The 24084-nt window shown below is 73.2% G+C and carries 23 protein-coding genes; 12 read left to right on the plus strand and 11 right to left on the minus strand.

What is annotated here, in order from left to right; translation table 11 throughout:
* Nucleotides 1-68 precede the first annotated feature (68 nt).
* The gene (gene folE / locus ACFULQ_RS28770; protein WP_383549219.1) at nucleotides 69-674 is read left to right on the plus strand and encodes a GTP cyclohydrolase I FolE; all 606 of its coding nucleotides are present in this window, start codon (nucleotides 69-71) and stop codon (nucleotides 672-674) included.
* Between the two features lie 28 nt (nucleotides 675-702).
* Here folE and ACFULQ_RS28775 read toward each other — a convergent pair whose 3' ends face one another.
* From ACFULQ_RS28775 to ACFULQ_RS28800, 6 genes are all read right to left on the minus strand, one after another.
* Nucleotides 703-1188, minus strand: coding sequence for a DUF3180 domain-containing protein (locus tag ACFULQ_RS28775; protein ID WP_383549222.1), 486 nt, complete (start codon nucleotides 1186-1188; stop codon nucleotides 703-705).
* A gap of 57 nt (nucleotides 1189-1245) precedes the next feature.
* The gene (gene folK / locus ACFULQ_RS28780) at nucleotides 1246-1857 is read right to left on the minus strand and encodes a 2-amino-4-hydroxy-6-hydroxymethyldihydropteridine diphosphokinase (RefSeq protein ID WP_383549225.1); all 612 of its coding nucleotides are present in this window, start codon (nucleotides 1855-1857) and stop codon (nucleotides 1246-1248) included.
* Nucleotides 1854-2213, minus strand: a complete 360-nt coding sequence (folB, locus tag ACFULQ_RS28785) for a dihydroneopterin aldolase (protein WP_383549228.1) — start codon at nucleotides 2211-2213, stop codon at nucleotides 1854-1856. Before folB ends, folK begins: the two co-directional genes overlap by 4 nt.
* Nucleotides 2214-2448: 235 nt before the next feature.
* Nucleotides 2449-2952, minus strand: a complete 504-nt coding sequence (locus tag ACFULQ_RS28790) for a nuclear transport factor 2 family protein (RefSeq protein WP_383549231.1) — start codon at nucleotides 2950-2952, stop codon at nucleotides 2449-2451.
* Nucleotides 2949-3809 (minus strand): dihydropteroate synthase, encoded by an 861-nt coding sequence (folP, locus tag ACFULQ_RS28795; protein WP_383549233.1) that lies wholly within the window; start codon nucleotides 3807-3809, stop codon nucleotides 2949-2951. Before folP ends, ACFULQ_RS28790 begins: the two co-directional genes overlap by 4 nt.
* A gap of 111 nt (nucleotides 3810-3920) precedes the next feature.
* Complete coding sequence (locus tag ACFULQ_RS28800) at nucleotides 3921-5732, minus strand: phosphatidylglycerol lysyltransferase domain-containing protein (RefSeq protein ID WP_383549236.1); 1812 nt, start codon at nucleotides 5730-5732, stop codon at nucleotides 3921-3923.
* A gap of 173 nt (nucleotides 5733-5905) precedes the next feature.
* Here ACFULQ_RS28800 and ACFULQ_RS28805 point away from each other — a divergent pair, with 173 nt between their 5' ends.
* A complete protein-coding gene (locus ACFULQ_RS28805; RefSeq protein WP_383549238.1) occupies nucleotides 5906-7033 on the plus strand; it encodes an alpha/beta hydrolase in 1128 nt (375 codons plus the stop codon).
* Nucleotides 7034-7143: 110 nt separating this feature from the next.
* Nucleotides 7144-8595, plus strand: coding sequence for a hypothetical protein (locus ACFULQ_RS28810; RefSeq protein WP_383549241.1), 1452 nt, complete (start codon nucleotides 7144-7146; stop codon nucleotides 8593-8595).
* Between the two features lie 30 nt (nucleotides 8596-8625).
* Here the strand turns inward: ACFULQ_RS28810 and ACFULQ_RS28815 are convergent, their stop codons facing one another.
* On the minus strand, nucleotides 8626-9960 hold the full coding sequence (locus ACFULQ_RS28815; protein ID WP_383549243.1) for a PH domain-containing protein: 1335 nt from the start codon (nucleotides 9958-9960) through the stop codon (nucleotides 8626-8628).
* Nucleotides 9957-10460 carry a PH domain-containing protein gene (locus tag ACFULQ_RS28820; protein ID WP_383549245.1) on the minus strand — a complete coding sequence of 168 codons (504 nt, stop codon included), beginning with the start codon at nucleotides 10458-10460 and terminating at the stop codon, nucleotides 9957-9959. The genes ACFULQ_RS28815 and ACFULQ_RS28820 overlap by 4 nt, the downstream gene beginning before the upstream one ends.
* A 31-nt stretch (nucleotides 10461-10491) precedes the next feature.
* Here ACFULQ_RS28820 and ACFULQ_RS28825 point away from each other — a divergent pair, with 31 nt between their 5' ends.
* Nucleotides 10492-11643 carry an NADH-quinone oxidoreductase subunit D gene (locus ACFULQ_RS28825; protein WP_383549248.1) on the plus strand — a complete coding sequence of 384 codons (1152 nt, stop codon included), beginning with the start codon at nucleotides 10492-10494 and terminating at the stop codon, nucleotides 11641-11643.
* Here ACFULQ_RS28825 and ACFULQ_RS28830 read toward each other — a convergent pair.
* Complete coding sequence (locus ACFULQ_RS28830) at nucleotides 11608-12654, minus strand: SAM-dependent methyltransferase (protein ID WP_383549251.1); 1047 nt, start codon at nucleotides 12652-12654, stop codon at nucleotides 11608-11610. The two genes, ACFULQ_RS28825 and ACFULQ_RS28830, sit on opposite strands and share 36 nt — an antisense overlap.
* A 117-nt stretch (nucleotides 12655-12771) precedes the next feature.
* Here ACFULQ_RS28830 and ACFULQ_RS28835 point away from each other — a divergent pair, with 117 nt between their 5' ends.
* Nucleotides 12772-13974, plus strand: a complete 1203-nt coding sequence (locus tag ACFULQ_RS28835) for a sensor histidine kinase (RefSeq protein WP_383549254.1) — start codon at nucleotides 12772-12774, stop codon at nucleotides 13972-13974.
* A gap of 103 nt (nucleotides 13975-14077) precedes the next feature.
* The gene (locus tag ACFULQ_RS28840; protein WP_383549257.1) at nucleotides 14078-14752 is read left to right on the plus strand and encodes a response regulator; all 675 of its coding nucleotides are present in this window, start codon (nucleotides 14078-14080) and stop codon (nucleotides 14750-14752) included.
* Nucleotides 14753-14890: 138 nt separating this feature from the next.
* On the opposite strand, the gene ACFULQ_RS28845 is transcribed toward ACFULQ_RS28840, so the two are convergent.
* Together ACFULQ_RS28845 and ACFULQ_RS28850 are read right to left on the minus strand one after the other, a co-directional pair.
* A complete protein-coding gene (locus ACFULQ_RS28845) occupies nucleotides 14891-15997 on the minus strand; it encodes a DUF5937 family protein (protein WP_383549260.1) in 1107 nt (368 codons plus the stop codon).
* A 111-nt stretch (nucleotides 15998-16108) separates the two neighbouring features.
* Nucleotides 16109-17320: a threonine aldolase family protein gene (locus ACFULQ_RS28850; protein ID WP_383549263.1), complete on the minus strand. Its 1212-nt coding sequence runs from the start codon at nucleotides 17318-17320 to the stop codon at nucleotides 16109-16111.
* A gap of 172 nt (nucleotides 17321-17492) precedes the next feature.
* On the opposite strand from ACFULQ_RS28850, the gene ACFULQ_RS28855 reads away from it, so the two are divergent.
* The 6 genes from ACFULQ_RS28855 (at nucleotide 17493) to ACFULQ_RS28880 (ending at nucleotide 24037) form a co-directional block, all read left to right on the plus strand.
* Nucleotides 17493-18431 carry a Rossmann-like and DUF2520 domain-containing protein gene (locus ACFULQ_RS28855; protein WP_383549266.1) on the plus strand — a complete coding sequence of 313 codons (939 nt, stop codon included), beginning with the start codon at nucleotides 17493-17495 and terminating at the stop codon, nucleotides 18429-18431.
* On the plus strand, nucleotides 18428-19420 hold the full coding sequence (gene panC, locus ACFULQ_RS28860; protein ID WP_383549269.1) for a pantoate--beta-alanine ligase: 993 nt from the start codon (nucleotides 18428-18430) through the stop codon (nucleotides 19418-19420). The genes ACFULQ_RS28855 and panC overlap by 4 nt, the downstream gene beginning before the upstream one ends.
* Nucleotides 19417-21132 (plus strand): L-aspartate oxidase, encoded by a 1716-nt coding sequence (locus ACFULQ_RS28865; RefSeq protein WP_383549272.1) that lies wholly within the window; start codon nucleotides 19417-19419, stop codon nucleotides 21130-21132. The genes panC and ACFULQ_RS28865 overlap by 4 nt, the downstream gene beginning before the upstream one ends.
* A 5-nt stretch (nucleotides 21133-21137) precedes the next feature.
* The gene (gene nadC, locus ACFULQ_RS28870; protein WP_383549275.1) at nucleotides 21138-22124 is read left to right on the plus strand and encodes a carboxylating nicotinate-nucleotide diphosphorylase; all 987 of its coding nucleotides are present in this window, start codon (nucleotides 21138-21140) and stop codon (nucleotides 22122-22124) included.
* Between the two features lie 5 nt (nucleotides 22125-22129).
* Entirely contained in the window at nucleotides 22130-22927 is a 798-nt protein-coding gene (locus ACFULQ_RS28875) for a type III pantothenate kinase (RefSeq protein ID WP_383549278.1), read from the plus strand.
* Nucleotides 22928-23344: 417 nt separating this feature from the next.
* A complete protein-coding gene (locus tag ACFULQ_RS28880; protein ID WP_383549345.1) occupies nucleotides 23345-24037 on the plus strand; it encodes a hypothetical protein in 693 nt (230 codons plus the stop codon).
* The last annotated feature ends 47 nt before the right edge of the window (nucleotides 24038-24084 follow it).

The following is a 24084-nucleotide window of genomic DNA, read 5'->3' on the forward strand; positions in this document are numbered from 1 at the left end:
CCCCAGGTTTTAGCCTGGGGGGCACGGCGTTTTTCGGCCGTGAGGGACTTCCAGGAACGAGGCACCAGATGACCGACCCCGTGACGCTCGACGGCGAGGGCTCCATCGGCGATTTCGACGAGAAGCGCGCCGAGAACGCGGTCCGCGAGCTCCTGATCGCGGTCGGCGAGGACCCGGACCGCGAAGGGCTGCGGGAGACGCCGGCGCGGGTGGCGCGGGCGTACAAGGAGATCTTCGCGGGACTGTGGCAGAAGCCCGAGGACGTGCTGACCACGACGTTCGACCTGGGGCACGACGAGATGGTGCTCGTGAAGGACATCGAGGTGTACTCGACCTGTGAGCACCATCTGGTGCCGTTCCGGGGGGTCGCCCACGTCGGGTACATCCCGGCCACCACCGGGAAGATCACCGGGCTGTCGAAGCTGGCCCGGCTCGTGGACGTCTACGCCCGTCGGCCGCAGGTGCAGGAACGACTCACCACGCAGATAGCCGACTCCCTGATGGAGATCCTGGAGCCGCGCGGGGTCATCGTGGTCGTCGAGTGCGAGCACATGTGCATGTCGATGCGGGGGATCCGCAAGCCCGGCGCCAAGACGCTCACCTCGGCCGTGCGGGGGCAGTTGCGGGACGCGGCGACGCGCAACGAGGCGATGAGCCTCATCATGGCGCGCTGACCGGCCTGTCCCTTCCCGGCGGCGGGCCTCACGCCGCCGACGGAGCTCCCGTGTTGCGGTCGTCGTCCTCCGGGAGTTTGCAGACGCGCTCCAGGAAGAGGGCCGCCGCTATCACCGCGATGCCCGCGAGGACCGAGAAGCCGGCGTAGATGGCCTGGTCCCGGCGGGCCGGGATGTCGAGGGACTCCAGCAGGAAGACCCCGGTGCCGCCGTACATGCCGGAGACGAGGGCGGCAACCAGGGCGCTGGCCTGGCCGAAGACGACCGCGCGGGCCGCCATCAGGGGGTCGACGCCCTTCGCCTCGGGGGCGCGCTCGCGCTGGGCTTTCAGGCGGGCGCGCAGGGACAGGGCCGTGGCCACCAGGACCACGGCGATCAGGGCGAGCACGATGGGCGCGGCCAGCGGGACGCTGGGCAGGGTCCCGACCGAGTTCCACAGGCGGGCGCCCGCCCAGGACAGGACTCCGGCCACGGCGAACACGCCGGCCAGCAGCCTGATGCGCAGCTCTTTCACGGTGTCCCTTCAGCTCCCCCGTCGTCCCACGAAGTGTGGCCGTCTTGACCTTAACGGCTATTCGGGCAGCCGGAGTTCCAGGTCCTTGCGGGCTTCCACGCCGTCCCGGGTGACGGTGTCGAGAAGGGCCGCCACCGGACCGCGACCGGGCAGCTGGGCCTCGGGCTCCACGTCGTGCCAGGGGGCGAGGACGAAGGCGCGCTCATGGGCGCGGGGGTGGGGCAGGGTGAGGACCGGGTCGTCGGAGACCAGATCGGCGTAGGCGACGATGTCGACGTCGAGGGTGCGCGGGCCCCAGCGCTCGTCCCGCACCCGGTTGAAGGCCTCCTCGACCGCGTGCGCCCGCTCCAGCAGGGAGGACGGGGGGAGGGTGGTCTTGAGGACCACGACCGCGTTGAAGTACGACGGCTGGCTGTCGGCGGCCACGCCCCAGGGCTCGGTCTCGTAGACCGGGGAGACCGCCTTCACGCGGACGCCCGGGGTGTCCTCCAGGGCGTCGATGGCGCCCTGGAGGGTCTCCAGGCGGTTGCCGAGGTTGGAGCCGAGGGAGATGACGGCGCGCTTGGGGTTGTGGAGGGTGGTGTCGGCGGCGTCCACCTGCTGCACGACCGAGGCGGGCACCGGCTGTACGGTCGGGTCGCTCGGACCCGCGGCGAAGGACGCGGTCATACTCGGCTCCGGGTGATGGTGACGGTCACGTCGTCGAAGGGCACGGTGATCGGTGCGTCGGGTTTGTGGACCCTGACCTCGACCTCCTCTACCCCCTGGTGCTTCAGACAGGCCTGGGCGATGCGCTCGGCGAGGGTCTCGATGAGGTTGACGGGCTCGCCCTCGACGACGGCCACGACCTCCTCCGCCACGATGCCGTAGTGCACGGTCTTCGCCAGGTCGTCGTCGGCGGCGGCCGGCCGGGTGTCCAGTCCGAGGACGAGATCCACGATGAAGGTCTGGCCCTCCTCGCGCTCCTTGGGGAACACACCGTGGTGCCCGCGGGCCTTGAGGCCGCGCAGCGCGACACGATCCACGCGAATCACTCCTGCAATCGTCGGTACGGCCGGTCCGTGCCGTGTGCGGGCGGCACACCGGCCTCGGACGAATCTACCTGCGAGCACTGACAGGGCCGGGCCACGCGGGCACGGGCCGGCGCCGGGACCAGGAGGCTTCACCGGGTGTTTCCCCCGGGGAACCCGGCGGCTCACGGGTTGGTAGCCGCCCCTACCCAGGGGTCCGTGATTCCAACCACTTCTTGGTCCCGACGGCTTACGACGGCGTCTCCTCGTCGTCGTCCTCGTCGTTCTCGGCCAGCACGGGGGAGGCGTGGTGGGACCACATCTTCCAGCCGTCGGGGGTGCGGCGGAACACGTTGGTGGCGACCACCAGCTGGCCGACCAGCGGTCCCAGTTCCTCGCTGCCCTCGGGTGCGGGCCCGCCGCTGAGGATGTTCTCGGTGCAGGTCACCAGGGCGGTGTCGCCGGTGACGGAGACATGCACGTCGGTGAGGATGAACTGGATGTAGTCGGTGTTCGCCATGATCAGCGCGTACGACCTGAGGACCTCGCCGCGCCCGGTCAGCACGGGCCAGCCGGGGTGCACGCAGGAGACCACGCCGACGTCGGCCGGGTCGTGGTACTCCTCGTCGACGCCCAGGTCGGCGGGGGTGAGCCAGAGCGAGGAGACCGCCTCGAAGTCGCCGCGCTCCAGTGCCTCGTAGAAGCCCGTGTTGGCGGCTTCCACCTGTTCGACGTCGGTGTGGGGGGCGCTCACCGCGCTCCTTCCACGGCGCGGGCGACCCGTACCGCGTCCGCCGTGGCGCGGACTTCGTGGACGCGGACCGCCCACGCTCCGGCGTGCGCCGCGAGGGCGGAGACGGCGGCCGTGGCGGCGTCGCGCTCGCGCGCGGGCGGCGGGGCGCCCTGCGGGCCGGCGAGAACACGGCCGAGGAACCGCTTGCGGGAGGCGGCGACGAGGAGGGGGTGGCCGAGGCCGAGGAGGCGGTCGAGGTGGGAGAGGAGGACCAGGTCGTGCTCGGCGTCCTTGGAGAAGCCGAGGCCCGGGTCGACGACCACGCGGTCCGGGGAGATGCCGCCCGCGAGGACGGCGTCCACGCGCGCGTGGAGTTCGTCGACGACCTCGGCGACGACGTCGGCGTAGACGCCCTTGACGTTGCCGCCCTCCAGGAAGCCGCGCCAGTGCATGACGACGAAGGGGGCGCCCGCGTCGGCGACCACCGGGATCATCGCGGGGTCGGCGAGGCCGCCGCTGACGTCGTTGACGAGGGCGGCCCCGGCGGCGAGCGCCTTGTCGGCCACGGACGCGCGCATGGTGTCCACGGAGACGGTGACGCCCTCGGCGGCCAGGCCGCGGACGACGGGGATGACGCGCCTCAGTTCCTCGGCCTCGTCGACGCGGGTGGCGCCGGGGCGGGTGGACTCACCGCCGACGTCCACGAGGTCGGCGCCCTCCTCGACGAGGGTGAGGCCGTGCTTGACGGCGGCCGTCGTGTCGAACCAGCGGCCGCCGTCGGAGAAGGAGTCGGGGGTGACGTTCACCACCCCCATGACCGCGCAGCGGTCCCATTCCGGAAGGCCGGCGACGCGCCCGCGTCCGCTCTGCTTGCTCATACGTTCAGCCTAGGCCCAGCGTGGCGGCGCGGGGCCGCCGCACGGCCCGAACGGAAGCCCCCGGGCTGGGGGCGGGGGTGGGGCTTCCGTCCGGACCTGTCCCGGGGGCGGTCAGGCCGCTCTCACGTCCCGTTCCGCGACCGCGTGCGCACACACGCGTGCGGAGGTCGAGCGGCGGCGCAGGAAGCGCGGCAGCGGCAGGGCCAGGTTGACGAAGCCCTCCGCCTGCATGGCGGCGAAGCCGATGCGCGGGAGGTCGCCGGAGGCCCGGTAGACCACGAAGCGGGGCTCCCAGCGGGGCTGGAACTTCGCGTTGAACTTGTACAGGGACTCGATCTGGAACCAGCGGGACAGGAAGACCAGCAGGCCCCGCCAGGCGCGCAGCACCGGGCCCGCGCCGATCTTCTCGCCACGGGCGAGGGCCGAGCGGAACATCGCGAAGTTCAGCGACACGCGCGTGATGCCGAACCTCGGGGCCGCCGTCAGGGCCGCGACGATGAGCAGCTCGTTCATGCCGGGGTCGGCCGAGCGGTCCCGTCGCATCAGGTCCAGGGAGGCTCCGTCGGTGCCCCAGGGCACGAAGTGCAGGATCGCCTTGAGGTCGCCGTAGGGGCCGGGCTGGTCGTCGGCCTTGTGGGCGGTGGCGATGAGGCAGTCGCCGTCGGCGAGGTCGCCGATGCGGCCGAGGGCCATCGAGAAGCCGCGCTCGGTGTCGGTGCCGCGCCAGTCGTCGGCGGCCCGCCGGATCCGCTCCAGCTCGGTCTCCCCGAGGTCACGGACGCGCCGCACCCGGGTCTCGTAACCGGCGCGCTCGATGCGCTTGACCATCTGGCGCACGTTGCGCATCGCGCGGCCGGCGAGTGAGAAATCCGCGACGTCCACCACCGCCTCGTCGCCCAGTTCGAGGGCGTCCAGGCCGGTCTCGCGGGTCCAGACCTCGCCGCCGGTCTCCGAGCAGCCCATGACGGCGGGCGTCCAGGAGTGCGCCTTGGCCTCGTCCATGAAGCGCTCGATGGCACCAGGCCAGGCCTCGACGTCTCCGATCGGGTCGCCGCTGGCGAGCATCACGCCGGACACGACGCGGTAGGTGACGGCCGCCTTGCCGCTGGGGGAGAAGACGACCGCCTTGTCGCGGCGCAGCGCGAAGTGGCCGAGGGAGTCGCGGCCGCCGTGCTTGGCCAGCAGGGCCCGCAGACGGGACTCGTCCTCCTCGGTGAGGCGGGCGGCGGGGTGTTCGGGGCGGAAGGCGAGGTAGATCGTCGTGATGGCCGTCAGCAGGCCCAGGGCGCCCAGCGAGACGCCCACGGTCCACGAGGTGTCGCCCTGGTAGTCGACGGGGCCCTCGAAGCCGAACAGGCCGTACAGGACGTGCGTGATGCGGTCGGCCAGGCTCGGGTCGCCGACCATGCGGTGCGGATGGACGCTGACGATGATCAGCCCGAGGAGGAGGGAACCGGCGCCCATGAGGACGAAGTTGGCGAGCGCCCGCCACCTGCTGCGCGGGTCGGGCAGCGCCTTGAACTGGTCGCGGTGGCGCAGCAGCGGTGCGAGCAGGGCGAGCGAGATGGCCACCCCGAGGAGCGAGTGGCGGTAGGTGAACTGCGCCAGCGCGCCCGCCGGCAGCAGCGCCACGGCCGCCCGCCAGGCCCGGCGCTTGCGGCGCCTGAGGCCGTGGGCGAGCAGCAGCAACAGCACGCCGGTGCTGAGCGAGAGCGCGGCCGCGAACGGGCCGAGCGCGCCGGGCAGCACCTCGGCCAGGGTGTGCATACGGCTGTGCCGGAAGCGCGGGAAGACGCCGGCGGCGATGTCCAGAAGGCCTACGAGAGCGCAGGCTCTGGCGACGAGGACGGGGACGGCCTCGGGGCGCGGTCCGTGCCATGCACGCCGCAGCCGTGGTGATCGGATCGGAACCCCGCCCGACATTTCCTCATCTGTCCTGACAGACATCGCATCCCGTGGTTCTGCGAGTGACTTTGGATCCGGAGCCCGATTCGGGCATCCGGCGACATTGCGCCCTCTAGGACGGTGTCTCGTGAGGAGAGGTTCACTCATCTCCTCAAAGCCGTTTCAAAGGCCGAGGAAAGCGAAAGCAAGCAATGGGTCTCACGAGCAACAACACACTGGTGCCGGCGGTCCTGGCCGCCGTGGCGCTGTTCGCCTGCACGGTGTGGCTCTGGCCCCGGCTGGCCCGGCGGAGCTGGCGGTCCGTCAGCGGCCGCGTGGGGCTGCTGCTCGCGGTACAGCTCTCGCTCTTCGTCTCGGTGGGGCTCTTCGCCAACCAGACCTTCGGGTTCTACGCCTCCTGGGCCGACCTGTTCGGTCAGGAGACCGGCCAGGGTGTGGTGGTCGACCACACCCCGGGCGACCGCTCGAGCGGCCCGCTGCGGGTGACCGAGATCGGGGGCGTGCCCGGCAGGGACGGCTTTCGGCCGTCGTCGGTCGGGCAGGTCCAGAAGGTCGACATCGTCGGCCGTACGACCCACATCGCCTCGCCCGCGTACATCTATCTGCCGCCGGAGTATTTCCAGGAGCGCTATCGCGCGCGTGCCTTCCCCGCGGCCGTGGTCCTCACTGGTTATCCGGGTACCGCGAGAGCGCTGGTGGACAAACTCCACTATCCGCGCACGGCACTTCAGCTCGTCAAGGACGGACGTATGGAGCCGATGATCCTGGTGATGCTGCGGCCGACGGTGGCGCCCCCGCGCGACACCGAGTGCGTGGACGTCCCGGACGGTCCGCAGACCGAGTCGTTCTTCGCCGAAGATCTGCCGCAGGCGGTGACGCAGCACTACCGGGTCGCCGAGGGGCCGGGGAACTGGGGGATCATCGGCGACTCCACGGGCGGCTACTGCGCGCTGAAGCTCGCCATGCACCACCCCGGGGTCTACGCGGCGGGGGCGGGTCTGTCCCCGTACTACAAGGCGCCCGTCGACCCCACCACGGGCGATCTGTTCCAGGGCGACAAGGCGCTGCGCGACCGCGCGAACCTGTGGTGGTGCCTCAAGCACCTGCCCGGGCCCGACACCTCACTGCTCGTCAGCAGCAGCAAGCTGGGGGAGTCGAACTACAAGGACACGTTGAAGTTCATAGCGCGCGTGAAGGCGAAGGAAACGACACGGATCTCGTCGATCATCCTCGAAAGCGGCGGGCACAACTTCAACACCTGGCGGCGGGAGATCCCGGCGACCTTGGAGTGGGTCAGCGAGCGGCTCGGTGATCGATGAACCGAATTCGGCGCCGTTCCGATTCCTGATGTCGGGTGAAGGCCGCGGGATGGCTGTGTTTTTACGGGGCGGGGCACCATACTTCGCCTACTCGCGGTAAGTTTCTGGCCATGCCACGTGGACGTCACCGCCATTCCCCTCCTCTGCACAGGCTGCTGCCTCCGTCGGCGATCGCAGGCGTCTCCCTCGTCTGCGCCTTCGGCCCATGGGTCTTCTCGCAACAGGCCGTGCTGCGCGTGATAGCCGCGTTCGCCGCGGCGGTCGCGATCGTGGGGGCGGCCGTCATGCGCCGTTGGGACGCGCAGGCGGGCAAGCAGGTCGCCGACCTCACGCGCGCGCGTGCGAGCGACGAGTGGCGGCACGAGGAGCGGGTCGCCGAACTCGAGACCGATCTCGAGGAGTCCCGCGAGCTGCGCGCCAAGCTGGAGCAGCGGCTGCGGGCCAAGCGCGCGGAACTGGCGGGCCTGCGCAACGAACACGCGGCCCTGCTGCGGCGGTACGCCACGGCGGAGACAGAGCGGGCGAGCGCCCTGGAGGGCCGCCGGCTGCTGGAGATAGAGGCCGCGCCGGAGCGGGCGCTGCCGTCGGCGGAGGGGGCCGACGGGGACGACGTGGCGGTGGCTGCCGCGGGTGACGACGAGGCCGGGACCGAGACCGGGACCGCTGTCGAGGTGGCCGCGGACGGGCAGCCGGAGCGGCCCGCGATCTTCTCGCCCGAGGGCTCCCGGCTGTGGCTGCGGGCGAACGCGGCGCTGAAGCGGCTGCATGAGGGCGGCGCCGAGGACGGGGAGCCCGGGGCGGGGACGGACGCCGAGACGGCCGCTGACGTCGAGACGGGTGCGGACGACAAGACGACGGCGGACGCCGAGAAGCCGACGGATGCCGAGGCGGGCGCCACGACGGGTGCCAAGACGGGCGCCACGACGGGGATCGCGACCAAGGTGGCGGCCGACGTCGGGACAGGCGCCGACGCCGAGCCGGAGACGGCGGCCGGTACCGCCGGGACCGGAACCGACGGCCGGGGCACGTCCAAGGGTGACGCGAAGAGCGGCCCGGCGACCGAGCCCAAGAGCTCACCGGCCGCGGCGGAGCCCGTGAAGGCCAGTGCACGCGCGGCGGACGCCTCCGGTACCGAGGCGGAGGCCGCGCAGGAGGACGAGGCGCGGGGGAAGCCCGAGGCGGTCGACGGGCATCAGCGCGCGGCCGCCACCACCCCGGCCAGAGCCGCCCAGCCGCCGCAGCAGCCCGCCGGGCACTTCATCGCGCCGACCGCGGTGGCGGTCGTGCCCACGGCTCCCGAGCGACGCCCGCGGGTCGAGGGCGGGTTCGACTTCTTCGGCACCAAGGCGGGGGCCTCGGCCGACGCGCTGGAGGCCGTGCAGAACGAGGACCTCGCCGATGTCGTCGGCCAGGAGGCGCTCGCGCTGCACAAGGCCGAGGCGGAGGCGCAGTTCAAGCCGGCCGACGAGGAGTCCCGGGGCGTCGGCCAGGTCATCGACCTGACCGCCCACGACCAGACGGAACAGATCAACCTCCAGGGACTGCGCAGCGCGGTCTCCTGACGGTCCCGCAGGTGTGCGCGAGGGGCACGGTCAGGCCATCCACCGGTCGGGCCGTGCCCCTCTCCGTCCCGTCCGCGACCGCTCCGCCTGCGCCCGGAGCAGCTCCGCGGCCTCCTGAGCGTCCCTCAGACGGGCCGTGACGGTCTTGTTCGCTCCCGTGTCCACGTGCACGTCGGCGAGCCGCCACAGCCGCTTCCAGGGCCCTTGAACGAGCCGTACGCTCTGCACCTTCGCGTGCGGGACGAGCGCCAGGCTCCGCCGCAGCAGCCCCTGCCGGGAGGCGAACACCGCGTCCGTGACGGCGAGTCCGTGGCCGCGCCACCACACGGGCACGCACCGCCCGGCCCGCCGCGGGGGCCGCGCGAGCGCCGACATCGGGGGTACGACGACTCCGGGCAGCACGCGCGCGACGACCGCCTCGGCGACCTCGCGCGGAGCGACCGGCACCAGCACCGAGTTGGACGACCCGGCCACGTCCAGCTCGACCCGCACCCAGCCGCGCCGCCGCCACAGCAGCGGCTCCACGATCCGCACGGTCTGCACCCGCCCGGGCGGCACCGTCTCGTGGCTGCGGTCCAGGAGGCCGTGGTCGATCCGCAGCCCGTCCGGGGACTCGCCCACCGTCCAGTCGTACTCGCTGACGAACCGCCCCACGCTGCTCGCGCCCGCCGCGCCGAGCAGCGGCACGGCGGTCGCCAGGACCGTCCACACGCTGTGGGTGGCCCACCACAGCAGCGGCGGTACGACGAGGGCGGCGACCAGGCTCACCCAGGTGGCGCCGGTCAGCACAAGGGAGAGCGCGAGGTCTCGCGGGGGCGTGCGCATCAGCTCGCGCGCCGGTGCCTCGCCGACCTCGTGCGCGGTCTCGGGAGCGAACCCGGCGGCGCGCGCCAGCAGTTCCGCGCGCAGCGCCCGCGCCTCGCGCTCCCCGAGGAAGGCCAGTTCGTCCTTCTTGTCGGTGCCGACGACGTCGAGCCGGAGCTTCGCGACCCCCGCCACGCGCGCGAGGAGCGGCTGCGTCACGTCGATCGCCTGGATCCGCTCCAGCCGGATGTGCGCGGTGCGCCGGAACAACAGGCCGGTCCGGATGCGCAGTTCGCTGTCGGTGACCGCGAAGTGGGTGAACCACCAGGTGAGGAAGCCGTAGAGGGCGGCGGCGGGCACGACGACGGCGAGCGCGATCAGCAGCGTGGTGGTCGTCAGCCGGGTCAGCTGGCGCTGCGCCTGGTCGGGGTCGTGCACCGCCCACCCGATGACGACGGCCACCGGCGCCCACGCCCGCCTGAGCGGCGTTATGGGATGCAGCCGCCGCTCGGTGACGGCCTCCTTCTCCTGTACGGCGTCGTCGACGCCCGGCGCCGTCACAGGCCCGCCGATCGGGCCTCGCCGAGTTCGGTGAGCCGGTCCCGCAGGCGTTCCGCCTCGGCCGGGTCCAGGCCCGGGATGGTCGCGTCGGTCGCCGCGGCGGCCGTGTGCAGCTGCACGCTGGCCAGCCCGAAGTGCCGCTCCACGGGCCCGGAGGTGACCTCCACCAGCTGCATGCGGCCGTACGGCACCACGGTCTCCTCGCGCCACAGCACGCCCCGGCTGATCAGCAGGTCGTCCGCGCGCTCGGCGTAGCGCCAGGAGCGCCAGTTGCGGCCGATCAGCACCCAGCCCCAGCCCATGAGGGCGAGCGGCAGCAGCGCGAAGGCCGCCCAGAGCGGACCGCACAGCAGCCCCAGCAGCAGCCCCAGGGCCACGGCGAGCAGTCCCAGCCACACCACCAGCAGCATCCGACGCATCCGCAGCAGCCCCGGCGGCAGCCCGGTCCACACCGGCTCGTCCCCGGTGACCTCTGTGTCCTGCCCGCTCCCCGTCTCCATGGGGCCAGCGTACGTAGGACAGACTGTGTCCATGACTCCTACGACGGAGACCACGGTCGGCATCGGCGGCGCCGCGGAGAGCACCGACATGGTGCTCAACATCGGACCGCAGCACCCGTCCACCCACGGCGTGCTGCGCCTGAGGCTGGTCCTGGACGGCGAGCGCATCGTGAGCGCGGAGCCGGTGATCGGTTACATGCACCGGGGCGCGGAGAAGCTGTTCGAGGCCCGCGACTACCGCCAGATCATCATGCTCGCCAACCGCCACGACTGGCTGTCGGCCTTCTCCAACGAGCTGGGCGTGGTCCTCGGCGTGGAGCGCATGCTCGGCATGGAGGTGCCGGAGCGCGCGGTGTGGACGCGCACGCTGCTCGCCGAGCTGAACCGGGTGCTGAACCACCTGATGTTCCTCGGCTCCTACCCCCTGGAGCTGGGCGGCATCACCCCGGTCTTCTACGCGTTCCGGGAGCGGGAGGTCCTCCAGAACGTCATGGAGGAGGTCTCCGGCGGCCGCATGCACTACATGTTCAACCGGGTCGGCGGCCTCAAGGAGGACCTGCCGGCCGGCTGGGCCACGCGTGCGCGTGCCGCCGTCGCCGCCGTGCGCTCGCGCATGGACCGCTTCGACGACCTCGTCCTCGGCAACGAGATCTTCCGGGGGCGTACCCGGGACGTCGGTGTCCTCGCGCCGGAGACCGTGCACGCCTACGGCGTCAGCGGGCCCATCGCGCGCGCCTCGGGCGTCGACTTCGACCTGCGCCGCGACGAGCCCTACCTCGCCTACGGCGAGCTCCAGGACACCCTGAAGGTGGTGACCCGCCAGGAGGGCGACTGCCTGGCCCGCTTCGAGGTCCTCCTGGAGCAGACCCACAACGCCCTCGACCTCGCCGACGCCTGCCTCGACCGGCTCGCGGAGCTGCCGCCCGGCCCGATCAACCAGCGGCTCCCGAAGGTCCTGAAGGCGCCCGAGGGGCACACGTACGCGTGGACCGAGAACCCGCTCGGCATCAACGGCTACTACCTCGTCAGCAAGGGCGAGAAGACGCCGTACCGGCTGAAGCTGCGCTCGGCCTCCTACAACAACATCCAGGCGCTGGTCGAGCTGCTGCCGGGGACGCTGGTGGCGGACATGGTGGCGATCCTCGGGTCACTGTTCTTCGTGGTCGGGGACATCGACAAGTAGGGCCCCGCGGCCGACGGGCGAGTCCGTGATCCCCACCGGCTGGAGCAGCCAGCCGAAGTCGCCGAGCCCGCCCGGCGCGGTGAGCTCGGCGGCCTCCCCGGCGCGCGCGAGGGCGCGGACGTACTCGGCGGGGCTGGTGGAGGCGAGGGCGAGCGGAGGGCGTGCGCCGGCGATGCCCAGGGCGCGCAGGGCGTCGCGCTGGGTCAGCAGGCGCCCTCCGGGGAGCGCGCACGCGTCCAGTGCCACATGGGCGGTCAGGTCGCACGACCCGTCCGGCACGGGGGTGATCTCACGCCCCTCGCGGAAGCCGGTGAGCGTCCCGAAAGGGGGCCGTGTGCGGGCCGTGTGCGCGTAGTCCACGGCGACCGCGAGGCCCCGCTCGACCGTCGCGACCGCCGACGCCCACGCCTCGTCCCGGGGCAGGCCGATCTCGGCGCGCAGCCCCTCCTCGGGCGGCAGCGGCCACCACTGGTCCAGCCACTCGGCCTCCGAGCCAGTGACCGGTTCCCCGAGGCGCTCGCGGCCGTCCCGTCGTACGAGGACCCGGCGCGGCACGCCCGCGGAGTCCGTCTCGGCGATCTCCACGGGGACGTTGTCCAGCCATTCGTTGGCGAACAGCAGGCCCCTGATGTTCTTCGGGGGCTCGGTCAGCCACTCGATGCGGTGAGCGAGGTCCGCGGGGCGGTCGGCGACCTCGACGGCGTACACGCGCGTGCGGGCCGTCACCTCGGCGGGCAGGGCGGCGAGGACGCCGGTGGCCAACTCGCCCCGGCCCGCGGCCATGTCGACGAAGTCGAGCCGGGCGGGCCGGCCCAGCGCCTCGTCCACGCGGCACAGCAGCCGGGCCACGGCATCGGCGAACAACGGCGAGGCGTGCACGGACGTACGGAAGTGCCCGGCCGGCCCCTCCGGCCTGCGGTAGAAGCCCTCCGGGCCGTACAGGGCGGCCTCGGTGGCGGTCCGCCAGCCGGTCCAGTCGCTCGCCGGCCCGTCCCTCGTGTCATCGCTCACGCCGTCAGGCTAGGCGCCTGGGGAAGGCAGCCTCCACCTTGGGGAGTACGCGCGGACGGTACGGATCGATCCTCCGGTTGACCCCCGCACACTTCACGCTTCCCTACGCTGGGTTACGTGCAGCGCCTCTATGACTTCCTCCGCAGGCACCCGACAGGGGTCGACGTCTTCTGGGCGGTCTTCCTGTTCGGGATCTCGCTCGCGAGCGAAAGCGCCCGTGGGGAGTCCCAGGGGACCGCCTCGCCCTTCGCGATCATTCCGGTCGTCCTGCTGTTGTGCCTGGTGATCGCGCTGCGCCGGCGCATGCCGGAGCAGATGCTGCTGCTGGCCATCGGGCTCGGGGTGGCGCAGCTGGTGCTGGACGTGGAGACCACGGCCGCCGACTTCGCCTTCCTGGTGATCGTCTACACGGTGGCCGCCACCGCCTCCCGCTGGGCCTCCCGGCTGGCCCTGACGACGGGCCTGTGCGCGGCCCCGCTCGCGCAGCTGCGCTGGCCGAACGACAACACCACCACCCTCGGCAACGTCGCCCTCGTGATCTTCCAGACCGTGCCGTTCGCCCTGGCCTGGGTGCTCGGCGACTCGATCCGCACCCGCCGCGCGTACTTCGCGCAGCTGGAGGAGCGCAACGCCCGCCTGGAGAAGGAGCGCGAGGCGCAGGCCAAGGTCGCCGTCGCCGCCGAGCGCGCCCGGATCGCCCGCGAACTGCACGACGTGGTCGCGCACAACGTGTCCGTCATGGTCGTCCAGGCCGACGGCGCCGCCTATGTCCTCGATGCCGCGCCCGACCAGGCCAAGAAGGCCCTGGAGACCATCTCCTCCACCGGCCGGCAGGCCCTCGCCGAGATGCGCCGCCTGCTGGGGGTGCTGCGCACCGGCGAGCACCAGGAGGGCGGCGAGTACGTCCCGCAGCCCGACGTCGAGCAGATCGAGGACCTGGTCGAGCAGTGCCGCGGCTCCGGGCTCCCCGTCGACTTCAAGATCGAGGGCACCCCGCGTCCGCTGCCCAGCGGCGTCGAGCTCACCGCGTACCGCATCGTCCAGGAGGCGCTCACCAACACGCGCAAGCACGGCGGCCCGAACGCGGGTGCGAGCGTGCGGCTGGTCTACTTCGACGACGGGCTCGGTCTGCTCGTCGAGGACGACGGCAAGGGCGCCCCGCACGAGCTGTACGAGGAGGGCGGCGCCGACGGCGCGGGCCATGGCCTGATCGGGATGCGCGAGCGGGTCGGCATGGTCGGGGGCACCCTGGACGCGGGTCCCCGCCCCGGCGGAGGATTCCGCATCAGTGCGCTGCTGCCCCTCAAACCGGCGCATTGACGCCGCCGCACGCCCCCGGTTGACACCTGTCACGCCCCCTGATGACCCCGTCGTACGGCCCCTGCGACACGGCGTACGACCCCTGAGAAACGGAAGAGGCTCCATGACGATCCGCGTGATGCTCGTCGACGACCAGGTGCTGCTGCGCACCGGGTTCCGGATGGTGCTCGCCGCCCAGCCGGACATGGAGGTCGTCGCGGAGGCGGGGGACGGGGTGGAGGCCCTCCAGGTGCTGCGCTCGACCGCCGTCGACGTGGTCCTGATGGACGTCCGCATGCCGAAGCTCGACGGCGTGGAGACCACCCGCCGCATCTGCTCGGAGCCCGACCCGCCGAAGGTGCTGATCCTGACCACCTTCGACCTCGACGAGTACGCCTTCTCCGGGCTGAAGGCGGGCGCCTCCGGCTTCATGCTCAAGGACGTGCCGCCCGGCGAGCTGCTCGCCGCGATCCGCTCGGTGCACAGCGGCGACGCCGTGGTCGCCCCCTCGACCACCCGGCGGCTGCTCGACCGGTTCGCGCCGATGCTGCCCACCACCGGCAAGGAGACGCAGCACAAGGAGCTGGAGCGGCTCACCGACCGGGAGCGCGAGGTGATGGTGCTGGTCGCGCAGGGGCTCTCCAACGGCGAGATCGCGGCCCGGCTGGTGCTGTCCGAGGCCACCGTGAAGACACACGTCGGCCGCATCCTGACCAAGCTGAGCCTCAGGGACCGGGTGCAGGTGGTGGTCCTCGCCTATGAGACGGGGCTGGTGCGGGCGGGCGGCGGGCAGGGCTGAGACGCCGGGCCGGCTGGGCTGGTGCGGGCGGGCTGAAGCTTCGGGCGGGCCGGCTGGGTTGGTGCGGGCTGAGGCTTCCGGAGGGCCGAGCAGGGCTGCTGCGAGCGACTGGGCGGGCGGCGTCGGGCCCGCCGACGGTCACCTCAATATCCCTTCCAGGAAGTCGCTGCCCAGCCTCGCCACCACGGTGACGTCCAGCTGGTGCAGGACGTACCGGCCGCGGCGGCGGGTGGTGACCAGGCCCGCCTTCTTCAGGACGCTCAGGTGCCGGGATATCTCCGGGGCGGTCATGCCGTGCACCTGGGCGAGCTCGCTGGTGGTGTAGGCGCTGCGGGCCAGGTGACGGCACAGGCGCATACGGACGGGGTGCGACAGCGCCGTCATCCGCAGGGCCAGCTGCTCCACCGAGGGCGGTGAGGCGAGCTCGGGGGAACCGACCGGGTAGTGCAGGGCGGGCTGCCAGCCGTACCGGTGCAGGACGCTCAGGTGCGGCCAGCCCAGGCTCGTGGGCACCAGCAGCAGCCCGCCCTCCTCGGTGGCGCTGTGGCCGGTGCCCAGCTTGTCGACCGTGATGCGGGCCCCGGCCTCGTCGAGCGTGACCGCCGGCGACACCGCGGTCAGCGCCTCCGGGAGGCCCTTGCGGCGCAGCAGGTCCGTCTTGTGGCGGGCGTCGGCCGCGAGCTGGTGGCGCAGCCGGGACCAGGTGTCCGCGAAGAACGCCTCCTCGCAGTCCTCCACGAACTGCCGGAACCAGGCCCGGATCCGCGGCGGATCGGCCAGCAGCCGCTCGGCGAACCGCACCTGCCGCGGCCCGCGCGAGGCGGCCAGCTCCAGGGCACGCCGGTGCAGCGCACCGTCGGAGAGCACACTCGGGCCCTGCGAGCAGTACGGCAGCGCGCAGGTGAACTCCAGGGCCGCGTCCACGAACTGCTCGTCCGTCAGCTTGTCGAGCAGGTCCAGGTCCTCGGCGATGGAGGCCCCCGGAAGCGTGGTCCGGCCCGGGACGCCGGCGAACGGCATGAACAGGTCCGAGAACGTCGTCCGCCACAGGAAGTCCGCCTCGCACATCCGGTCGGCCAGATGCGGGTCGAGCCGGGCCGTCACACCGGTCACCCAGGCCTGGAGCCCCGGATGGTGCCCCGGTTCGGCCAGCGCGTGCAGCGCCATGCCGAGCTCGGCCAGGGGGGAGGGCACGACGGCGACCCTCTCCGGCCGCAGCCCCGCGATGTCGATGCGCACGCTCATGACCTCATGGTGCACCGCGCCACTGACAACGCCCGCCCCGATTGACGGCGCCCGTCAATCGGGGCGGGCGGCGTCAGCCGGGGCGGGCGTTGTCAGTCGACGCGACGCCGCCTAGCCGCTGATCCCCGGCAACCGCGCGGCGAAGTCCGCGGCCGCCGCCCGTACGTCCGCCGCCGTCCACTCCAGGGCCGCAGCCCGGACGAAGACCTCGGTCATGGACAGCCCCGGGCCCTTCTCGTCCCAGGGGTTGATGAACAGGGCCGTGCCGGTCTCCTCCGACTGCCGGATCGCCGCCTCGGAGACCTCGTCGACGCCGTACGGCAACCAGACCTGGAAGTCGAAGGTGTGCGGTACCTCGGGGTGCACCCGGGCCCACGGCACCCCGGCCTGGGCGAAGCCCTCGCGCAGCGCGGCGGCCACCACGCGCGCGTGGGCCACGTACTCGGGCAGCCTGGGCAGTTCCCGCTCCAGGCCCGCGAGGGCAGACAGGACGGTCGGGAACTGCTGGAAGACCGCGCCGCCGTACCGGTGCCGCCAGGTCTTCGCCTCCTCGACCAGGCTCCTCGGGCCGGCGAGCGCGGCCCCGCCGAAGGCCTGGAGGGACTTGTAGAACGACACGTAGACGCTGTCCGCGAGGTCCGCGATCTCGTCCAGGGGGCGGCCGAAGTGGACGGTGGTCTCCCACAGGCGGGCGCCGTCGAAGTGCACGACCGCGTCCCGCTCGCGCGCCGCCGCAGCGAGCTCGGTGAGCTCCTCCCAGGTGGGCAGCAGGTATCCGGCGTCCCTGAGGGGCAGTTCCAGCATCAGCGCCCCGAAGGGCTCCTCGAAGCCGCGGACCTCGTCGGCGGTGGGCAGCCGGGGCTCGCTCGTCAGATGGACCGGGCGCAGACCGGAGACCTCCCGGAAGGCGTTTCGCTCGTGCACCTCGGGGTGGGCCAGCGCGTGCAGGGCGACGGTGGGGTTGCCGGTGCGGCCCGCCCAGCAGCGCAGCGCCACCTGCTGGGCCATCGTGCCGGTCGGGAAGAACGCGGCGGCCTCCTTGCCGAGGAGAGCCGCCACCTTCTCCTCCAAGGCCTCGACGATGCCGTTCCCGTAGAGGTCGGACGGCTCGTCCAGGTCGTGGAGCGCTTCGGCCCCGTCGAGTTCTGCGAGGCGCTCGCGCAGGGGTGCGAGCAGTCCGAGGCGTGCCAGGGTGCGGTCGGCGCTGCGGTACGCGCTGATGCGCCGTGCGCGGCGGCGCAGCAGCCGTTCCGCCTCCGTGACCTGCTCGGGGCCTTCCTCGTCCGTCGTCCCTGCGGCACTGTGCTCGGCTGCTTCAGTCATGTCCGGATCATCTCCTGCGCCCCGGTTCCGGGCACGGGGATTTCTCCACTCCACGCGCTCACGGAAACCCACAGCCTGTGGACAACCGAACGCCCCTGGAACCAATCGCGTTAACATGACGAGAAATCGTCCGGTACCCAGATGCGGACTGGAACGGGAAGGCCGCCGTCGAGTGAGTACAGCCCAACAGCCAGACAGCAAGGACCGCCCCGCGCGGCTCACCGTGGGCGTCGTCGGCGCCGGCCGCGTGGGCCCCGCGCTCGCCGCGTCCCTCCAGCTCGCCGGGCACCGCCCGGTGGCCGTCTCCGGGGTCTCCGACGCCTCCCGGCGGCGGGCCGAGCTGATGCTCCCGGACGTGCCGCTCGTCACCCCCGCCGACGTCCTCCAGCGCGCCGACCTGGTCCTGCTGACCGTCCCCGACGACACCCTGCCCGGACTCGTGGAGGGCCTGGCCGAGACCGGGGCCGTACGGCCGGGACAACTGCTCGTGCACACCTCGGGGCGGTATGGCGCGAAAGTCCTGGACCCCGCCCTGCGCGCGGGCGCGCTGCCGCTGGCCCTGCACCCGGCGATGACCTTCACCGGCACCCCCGTGGACGTCCAGCGCCTCGCGGGCTGCTCCTTCGGCGTCACCGCCCCCGAGGAGCTGCGGCTGGCCGCCGAGGCCCTCGTCATCGAGATGGGCGGCGAGCCCGAGTGGATCGAGGAGGAGATGCGGCCGCTCTACCACGCGGCCCTCGCCCTCGGCGCCAACCACCTGGTCACCCTGGTCGCCCAGGCCATGGAACTGCTGCGCTCGGCCGGCGTCGAGGCCCCGGACCGGATGCTCGGCCCACTGCTCGGCGCCGCCCTCGACAACGCCCTGCGTTCCGGCGACGCGGCCCTCACCGGCCCCGTCGCGCGCGGGGACGCCGGCACCGTCGCGGCCCACGTCAGCGAGCTGCGCAGGCACGCCCCGCAGACCGTCTCCGGCTATCTGGCGATGGCCCGCGCGACCGCCGACCGCGCGCTCGCCCACGGACTGCTGAAGCCGGAGCTCGCCGAGGACCTGCTCGGGGTACTCGCCGGCCAGACCGACGGGACCCACGGCTCCGAGGGGGACGCCCGATGAGCATCACCCTGCTGCGCACCGCCGACGAACTGCGCGCACGCACGCGTACGGGCCGCCGGGCCGTCGTGATGACCATGGGCGCCCTGCACGAGGGCCACGCCACCCTGATCCGCACCGCGCGCGAGATCGCCGGACCGGACGGCGAGGTCGTCGTCACCGTCTTCGTGAACCCCCTCCAGTTCGGCGCCGGCGAGGACCTCGACCGCTATCCGCGCACCCTGGACGCGGACCTCAAGATCGCCGAGGACGCCGGCGCGGACGCCGTCTTCGCGCCCTCCGTCGACGAGGTCTACCCGGGCGGCGAGCCGCAGGTGCGCATCAGCGCGGGCCCCATGGGGGAGCGCCTGGAGGGCGCCTCGCGCCCCGGCCACTTCGACGGCATGCTCACCGTCGTCGCCAAGCTGCTCCACCTCACCCGCCCCGACATCGCCCTCTACGGCCAGAAGGACGCCCAGCAGCTCGCCCTGATCCGCCGGATGGTGCGCGACCTGAACTTCGGCGTCGACATCGTGGGCGTGCCCACCGTGCGCGAGGACGACGGCCTGGCCCTGTCCAGCCGCAACCGCTACCTCATGCCCCAGCAGCGGCGCACGGCGCTCGCGCTGTCCCGGGCGCTGTTCGCGGGCCGCGACCGGCACGCGGCCCAGGAGGCGCTGCGCGCGCGGGCCCGCGAGGTGCCCGCCACACACGCGCGTGCCGAGGCCCTGAGCGCCCTCGGCGAGTCCCGCGCGGCCGCCGACGCGCACGCCGTCGCCAAGGCCCTCCCTGGCGCCCCCTCGGCCGTCCGCGCGGCCGCCCGGCTGATCCTGGACGACGCCGCCCGCCAGGACCCGCCGCTCGCCCTGGACTACCTCGCGCTCGTCGACCCGTCCGACTTCGGCGAGATCGACGACGACTTCACCGGCGAGGCCGTCCTCGCCGTCGCCGCCCGGGTGGGGACGACCCGGTTGATCGACAACATCCCGCTGACCTTCGGAGCCGCCTCGTGACCAGCACAGGCATACGACTGCACGCGCCCGCCCCCGGGTGGTCCATCGACGCGGACGTCGTGGTCGTCGGCTCCGGCGTCGCCGGCCTCACCGCGGCCCTGCGCTGCGAGGCCGCCGGCCTCACCACCGTCGTCGTCACCAAGGCCCGTCTCGACGACGGCTCCACCCGCTGGGCGCAGGGCGGCATCGCCGCGGCCCTCGGCGACGGCGACACCCCCGAACAGCACCTGGACGACACCCTGGTCGCGGGCGCGGGCCTGTGCGACGAGGAGGCCGTCCGGATCCTCGTCACCGAGGGCCCCGACGCGGTACGACGGCTGATCGCGACCGGCGCGCACTTCGACGAGTCCGAGGCCGGCGATCTGGAGCTCACCCGCGAGGGCGGCCACCACCGGCGCCGGATCGCCCACGCGGGCGGTGACGCCACCGGTGCGGAGATCTCCCGGGCGCTCGTCGAGGCCGTACGCGCGCGTGGCCTTCGTACGATCGAGAACGCGCTCGTGCTCGACCTGCTCACCGACGCCGAGGGCCGTACGGCGGGCGTCACCCTGCACGTCATGGGCGAGGGCCAGCACGACGGCGTGGGCGCCGTGCACGCCCCCGCGGTGATTCTCGCGACCGGCGGCATGGGACAGGTCTTCTCCGCGACCACCAACCCGTCGGTGTCGACCGGCGACGGCGTGGCGCTCGCCCTGCGCGCCGGCGCCGAGGTCAGCGACCTGGAGTTCGTGCAGTTCCACCCCACCGTGCTGTTCCTCGGCGCGGACGCGGAGGGCCAGCAGCCGCTCGTCTCCGAGGCCGTCCGCGGCGAGGGGGCCCACCTGGTGGACGCCGACGGGGTGCGCTTCATGGTCGGGCAGCACGAACTGGCCGAGCTGGCGCCCCGGGACATCGTCGCCAAGGGCATCATGCGCCGCATGCAGGAGCGGGACGCCGAGCACATGTTCCTCGACGCCCGGCACTTCGGCGCCGAGATGTGGGAGCACCGCTTCCCGACGATCCTCGCGGCCTGCCGCGCCCACGGCATCGACCCGGTCACCGAGCCCATCCCGATCGCGCCGGCCGCCCACTACGCCTCCGGCGGCGTGCGCACCGACCCCCGGGGCCGGACCACCGTCCCGGGCCTGTACGCGTGCGGCGAGGTCGCCTGCACCGGGGTGCACGGAGCCAACAGGCTCGCCTCCAACTCCCTGCTGGAGGGACTGGTCTACGCCGAGCGCATCGCCGTCGACATCCTGGCGGGCCGCGGCGAGGACGGCCTCCACGCGCGTGTGCCCGCCCCCGTCGAGCAGCCCGAGCGGCCCGCGCACCCGTTGCTCGCGCCCGAGGCCCGGTTCGCGATCCAGCGGATCATGACCCGCGGCGCGGGCGTGCTGCGCTCGGCCGAGTCCCTGTCCGGCGCGGCCGACGCCCTGCACCAGCTGCACGCGGACGCCCGGGACGCCCTCGCCGAGAACGGCAAGACGGCCGAGCCCGGCGTGGACACCTGGGAGGCCACCAACCTCCTGTGCGTGGCCCGCGTCCTGGTCGCCGCCGCCCTCCGGCGCGAGGAGACCCGGGGCTGCCACTGGCGCGAGGACCGGCCCGACCGCGACGACACGGCATGGCGCCGCCACATCGTCGTACGGCTGAATCCCGACCGGACCCTCGCCGCGCACACCACCGATACCGCAGACTTCCCCCCGACCCGGCAGCACCCTCAGGAGCAGTGACACCAGTGAGCACCGACGACCTTCCCCTCGCCTCCTCCGGCGGCTGCGGCGACGGCTGTGCCTGCGGCGCCGACGGCGGCCCGGGCGACGAGGAGTACCTGGAGTGCGGGCTCGACCCCGCGCTCGCGCAGCTCCTGGCCGACGCCGGGCTCGACCCCGTCGAGGTCGAGGACATCGCCAACGTCGCCATCCAGGAGGACCTGGACCACGGCGTGGACGTGACGACCGTGGCGACCATCCCCGAGGACGCCGTCGCCACCGCCGACTTCGTCGCGCGCGAGGCGGGCGTCGTGGCCGGCCTCAGGGTCGCCGAGGCGGTCGTCTCGGTGGTGTGCGAGGACGAGTTCGAGGTCGAGCGGCACGTCGAGGACGGCGACCGGGTCGAGGCCGGGCAGAAGCTGCTGTCGGTCACCACGCGCACGCGTGACCTGCTCACCGCCGAGCGCAGCGCGCTGAACCTGCTGTGCCGGCTCTCCGGCATCGCGACCGCCACGCGCGCGTGGGCCGACGCGCTCGACGGCACCAAGGCACGCGTGCGGGACACCCGCAAGACCACGCCGGGGCTCCGGTCCCTGGAGAAGTTCGCGGTGCGCTGCGGAGGCGGGGTCAACCACCGTATGTCGCTCTCCGACGCGGCTCTGGTCAAGGACAACCACGTGGTCGCCGCCGGTGGCGTCGCGCAGGCCTTCAAGGCCGTGCGGGAGACCTTCCCGGACGTGCCGATCGAGGTCGAGGTCGACACCCTGCACCAGCTGCGCGAGGTCGTGGACGCGGGCGCCGACCTCATCCTGCTGGACAACTTCACGCCCGGGGAGTGCGAGGAGGCGGTCGCGCTCGTGCACGGGCGGGCCGCGCTGGAGGCCTCCGGGCGGCTGACGCTGGACAACGCGCGCGTGTACGCGGACACCGGCGTCGACTACCTCGCCGTCGGCGCGCTCACCCACTCCTCGCCGATCCTCGACATCGGCCTCGATCTGCGCGAGGCGGAGTAGTCGCCATGCTCCTCACCATCGACGTCGGCAACACGCAAACCGTCCTCGGCCTCTTCGACGGCGAGGACATCGTCGAGCACTGGCGGATCTCCACGGACGCGCGCCGGACCGCGGACGAGCTGGCGGTGCTGCTCCAGGGCCTCATGGGCATGCACCCGCTCCTCGGGGACGAACTGGGCGACGGCATCGACGGGATCGCGATCTGCGCGACCGTGCCGTCGGTGCTGCACGAGCTGCGTGAGGTGACGCGCCGGTACTACGGCGACGTGCCGGCCGTCCTGGTCGAGCCCGGCGTCAAGACGGGGGTGCCGATCCTCACCGACAACCCCAAGGAGGTCGGCGCCGACCGGATCATCAACGCGGTGGCCGCCGTCGAGCTGTTCGGCGGACCGGCGATCGTCGTGGACTTCGGTACGGCCACCACCTTCGACGCGGTGTCCGCGCGCGGGGAGTACGTCGGCGGGGTCATCGCGCCCGGCATCGAGATCTCCGTGGAGGCGCTCGGCGTCCGGGGAGCGCAGCTGCGGAAGATCGAGGTGGCCCGGCCGCGGAGCGTGATCGGCAAGAACACCGTCGAGGCGATGCAGTCCGGGATCGTGTACGGGTTCGCCGGGCAGGTCGACGGAGTGGTGACCCGGATGGCCCGGGAGCTCGCGGAGGACCCGGACGACGTGACGGTGATCGCCACGGGCGGACTGGCGCCGATGGTGCTGGGCGAGTCCTCGGTGATCGACGAGCACGAGCCGTGGCTGACGCTGGTGGGGCTGCGGTTGGTGTACGAGCGGAACGTCTCGCGGATGTGAGGAGTGGCGCGGGGCGCGCCGGGTGCCGGGGCCGGGGCAGGCCCGGGTGTCGGTGCGTGCCGCGCTTCGGTGTGCCGGGGCGGGCCGCGGACCGGTGCCGGGGTGCCTGGGTGCCGAGTGTCCTCCGCCTCGGCCAGGACCCGTGGACCGGCGTAGGGGTGGCCCGGTCGCGCCACACCCGTCCCGTGTGCCGCGTGCCGGGGTGCCGAGTGCCTCCGCCGGGACCCCTGGACCGGCATTGGGGTGGCCCGGCCGCGCCACACCCGTCCCGCGTGCCGGGGTGCCGAGTGCCTCCGCCGGGACCCCTGGACCGGCATTGGGGTGGCCCCGTCGCGCCACACCCGTCCCCTATGACGAATTTGTCTGATTAGCGCGTACTGTCGCCGCATGCCCACGCCATACGGATCCCGCGGCGGCATGGCGTTCGGCGCGGAGGAGCTGCGTGTGCTCCGCCGCGCGCTCGCCCTCGCCCTTCACCCCGCCCCCGCCTCGGCCGAGGACATCAAGGACTGCCACCGCCTCGCCGAGTCCCTCGACGAGGCGGTGCACGAGGGTGCCCGGCTGCGCGCCTTCCTGGTGGCCGACCTCGGCCGGTACCGCGCCGCGCTGCCCGGCACCGCGGCCGGCTATCTCACGCTCCTGGAGGAGGCGCTGGGCGCCGGCTACCGCCCCCAGCCCGACGATCTCGCCGCGCTCCGGGCGCTGCGCGGCAACCCGGTCGCGGCGGCGCTGCTGATCCGCTGCCAGATGCTGGCGGAACGGGACGTACGGGCCCGTCTCGCGGGCGCCACGGCCGCCCGGCGTGCCCCGGCGGCCCCCGTGGTCCCCGCTTCCCGTACGCGTCTCCTGGCGCTGCCCGGAGGCCGTTCCGGGGGACATTCCGCTGCTCCCTCCGGGGTCCTGAACGGCCGGCCGGCGGAGCAGGACGCCAAGGAGCCGCGGCGGGAGCCGGGGAAGGAGCCGGCCAAGCCCCCGGTGAAGCCGGCGGAGAAGCCCGCCCCCTCGGCCCCGAAGCCCTCCCGCCCGATCCCCACCCCGGGCGAGGTCTTCCCCCGCCGCAAACCGGCCCCGCCTCCGGCGAACCCGCCGCAGCAGCTGGCCGCGGGCTGATCCCGGAGCGGCTTCAGGCGCACCCCGCCCGAGATGTCCACCTGTCC

Origin of the sequence: Streptomyces sp. NPDC057253 (genome assembly GCF_042669125.1) — a bacterium.
Taxonomy (GTDB): domain Bacteria; phylum Actinomycetota; class Actinomycetes; order Streptomycetales; family Streptomycetaceae; genus Streptomyces.

Coding starts and splice junctions, on each gene's coding strand:
- folE (WP_383549219.1), top strand. CDS start 69: ATGACCGACCCCGTGACGCTCGACGGCGAGGGCTCCATCGGCGATTTC.
- folK (WP_383549225.1), bottom strand. CDS start 1,857: ATGACCGCGTCCTTCGCCGCGGGTCCGAGCGACCCGACCGTACAGCCG.
- folP (WP_383549233.1), bottom strand. CDS start 3,809: ATGAGCAAGCAGAGCGGACGCGGGCGCGTCGCCGGCCTTCCGGAATGG.
- ACFULQ_RS28800 (WP_383549236.1), bottom strand. CDS start 5,732: ATGTCGGGCGGGGTTCCGATCCGATCACCACGGCTGCGGCGTGCATGG.
- ACFULQ_RS28805 (WP_383549238.1), top strand. CDS start 5,906: ATGGGTCTCACGAGCAACAACACACTGGTGCCGGCGGTCCTGGCCGCC.
- ACFULQ_RS28810 (WP_383549241.1), top strand. CDS start 7,144: ATGCCACGTGGACGTCACCGCCATTCCCCTCCTCTGCACAGGCTGCTG.
- ACFULQ_RS28820 (WP_383549245.1), bottom strand. CDS start 10,460: ATGGAGACGGGGAGCGGGCAGGACACAGAGGTCACCGGGGACGAGCCG.
- ACFULQ_RS28825 (WP_383549248.1), top strand. CDS start 10,492: ATGACTCCTACGACGGAGACCACGGTCGGCATCGGCGGCGCCGCGGAG.
- ACFULQ_RS28840 (WP_383549257.1), top strand. CDS start 14,078: ATGACGATCCGCGTGATGCTCGTCGACGACCAGGTGCTGCTGCGCACC.
- ACFULQ_RS28845 (WP_383549260.1), bottom strand. CDS start 15,997: ATGAGCGTGCGCATCGACATCGCGGGGCTGCGGCCGGAGAGGGTCGCC.
- ACFULQ_RS28850 (WP_383549263.1), bottom strand. CDS start 17,320: ATGACTGAAGCAGCCGAGCACAGTGCCGCAGGGACGACGGACGAGGAA.
- panC (WP_383549269.1), top strand. CDS start 18,428: ATGAGCATCACCCTGCTGCGCACCGCCGACGAACTGCGCGCACGCACG.
- ACFULQ_RS28875 (WP_383549278.1), top strand. CDS start 22,130: ATGCTCCTCACCATCGACGTCGGCAACACGCAAACCGTCCTCGGCCTC.
- ACFULQ_RS28880 (WP_383549345.1), top strand. CDS start 23,345: ATGGCGTTCGGCGCGGAGGAGCTGCGTGTGCTCCGCCGCGCGCTCGCC.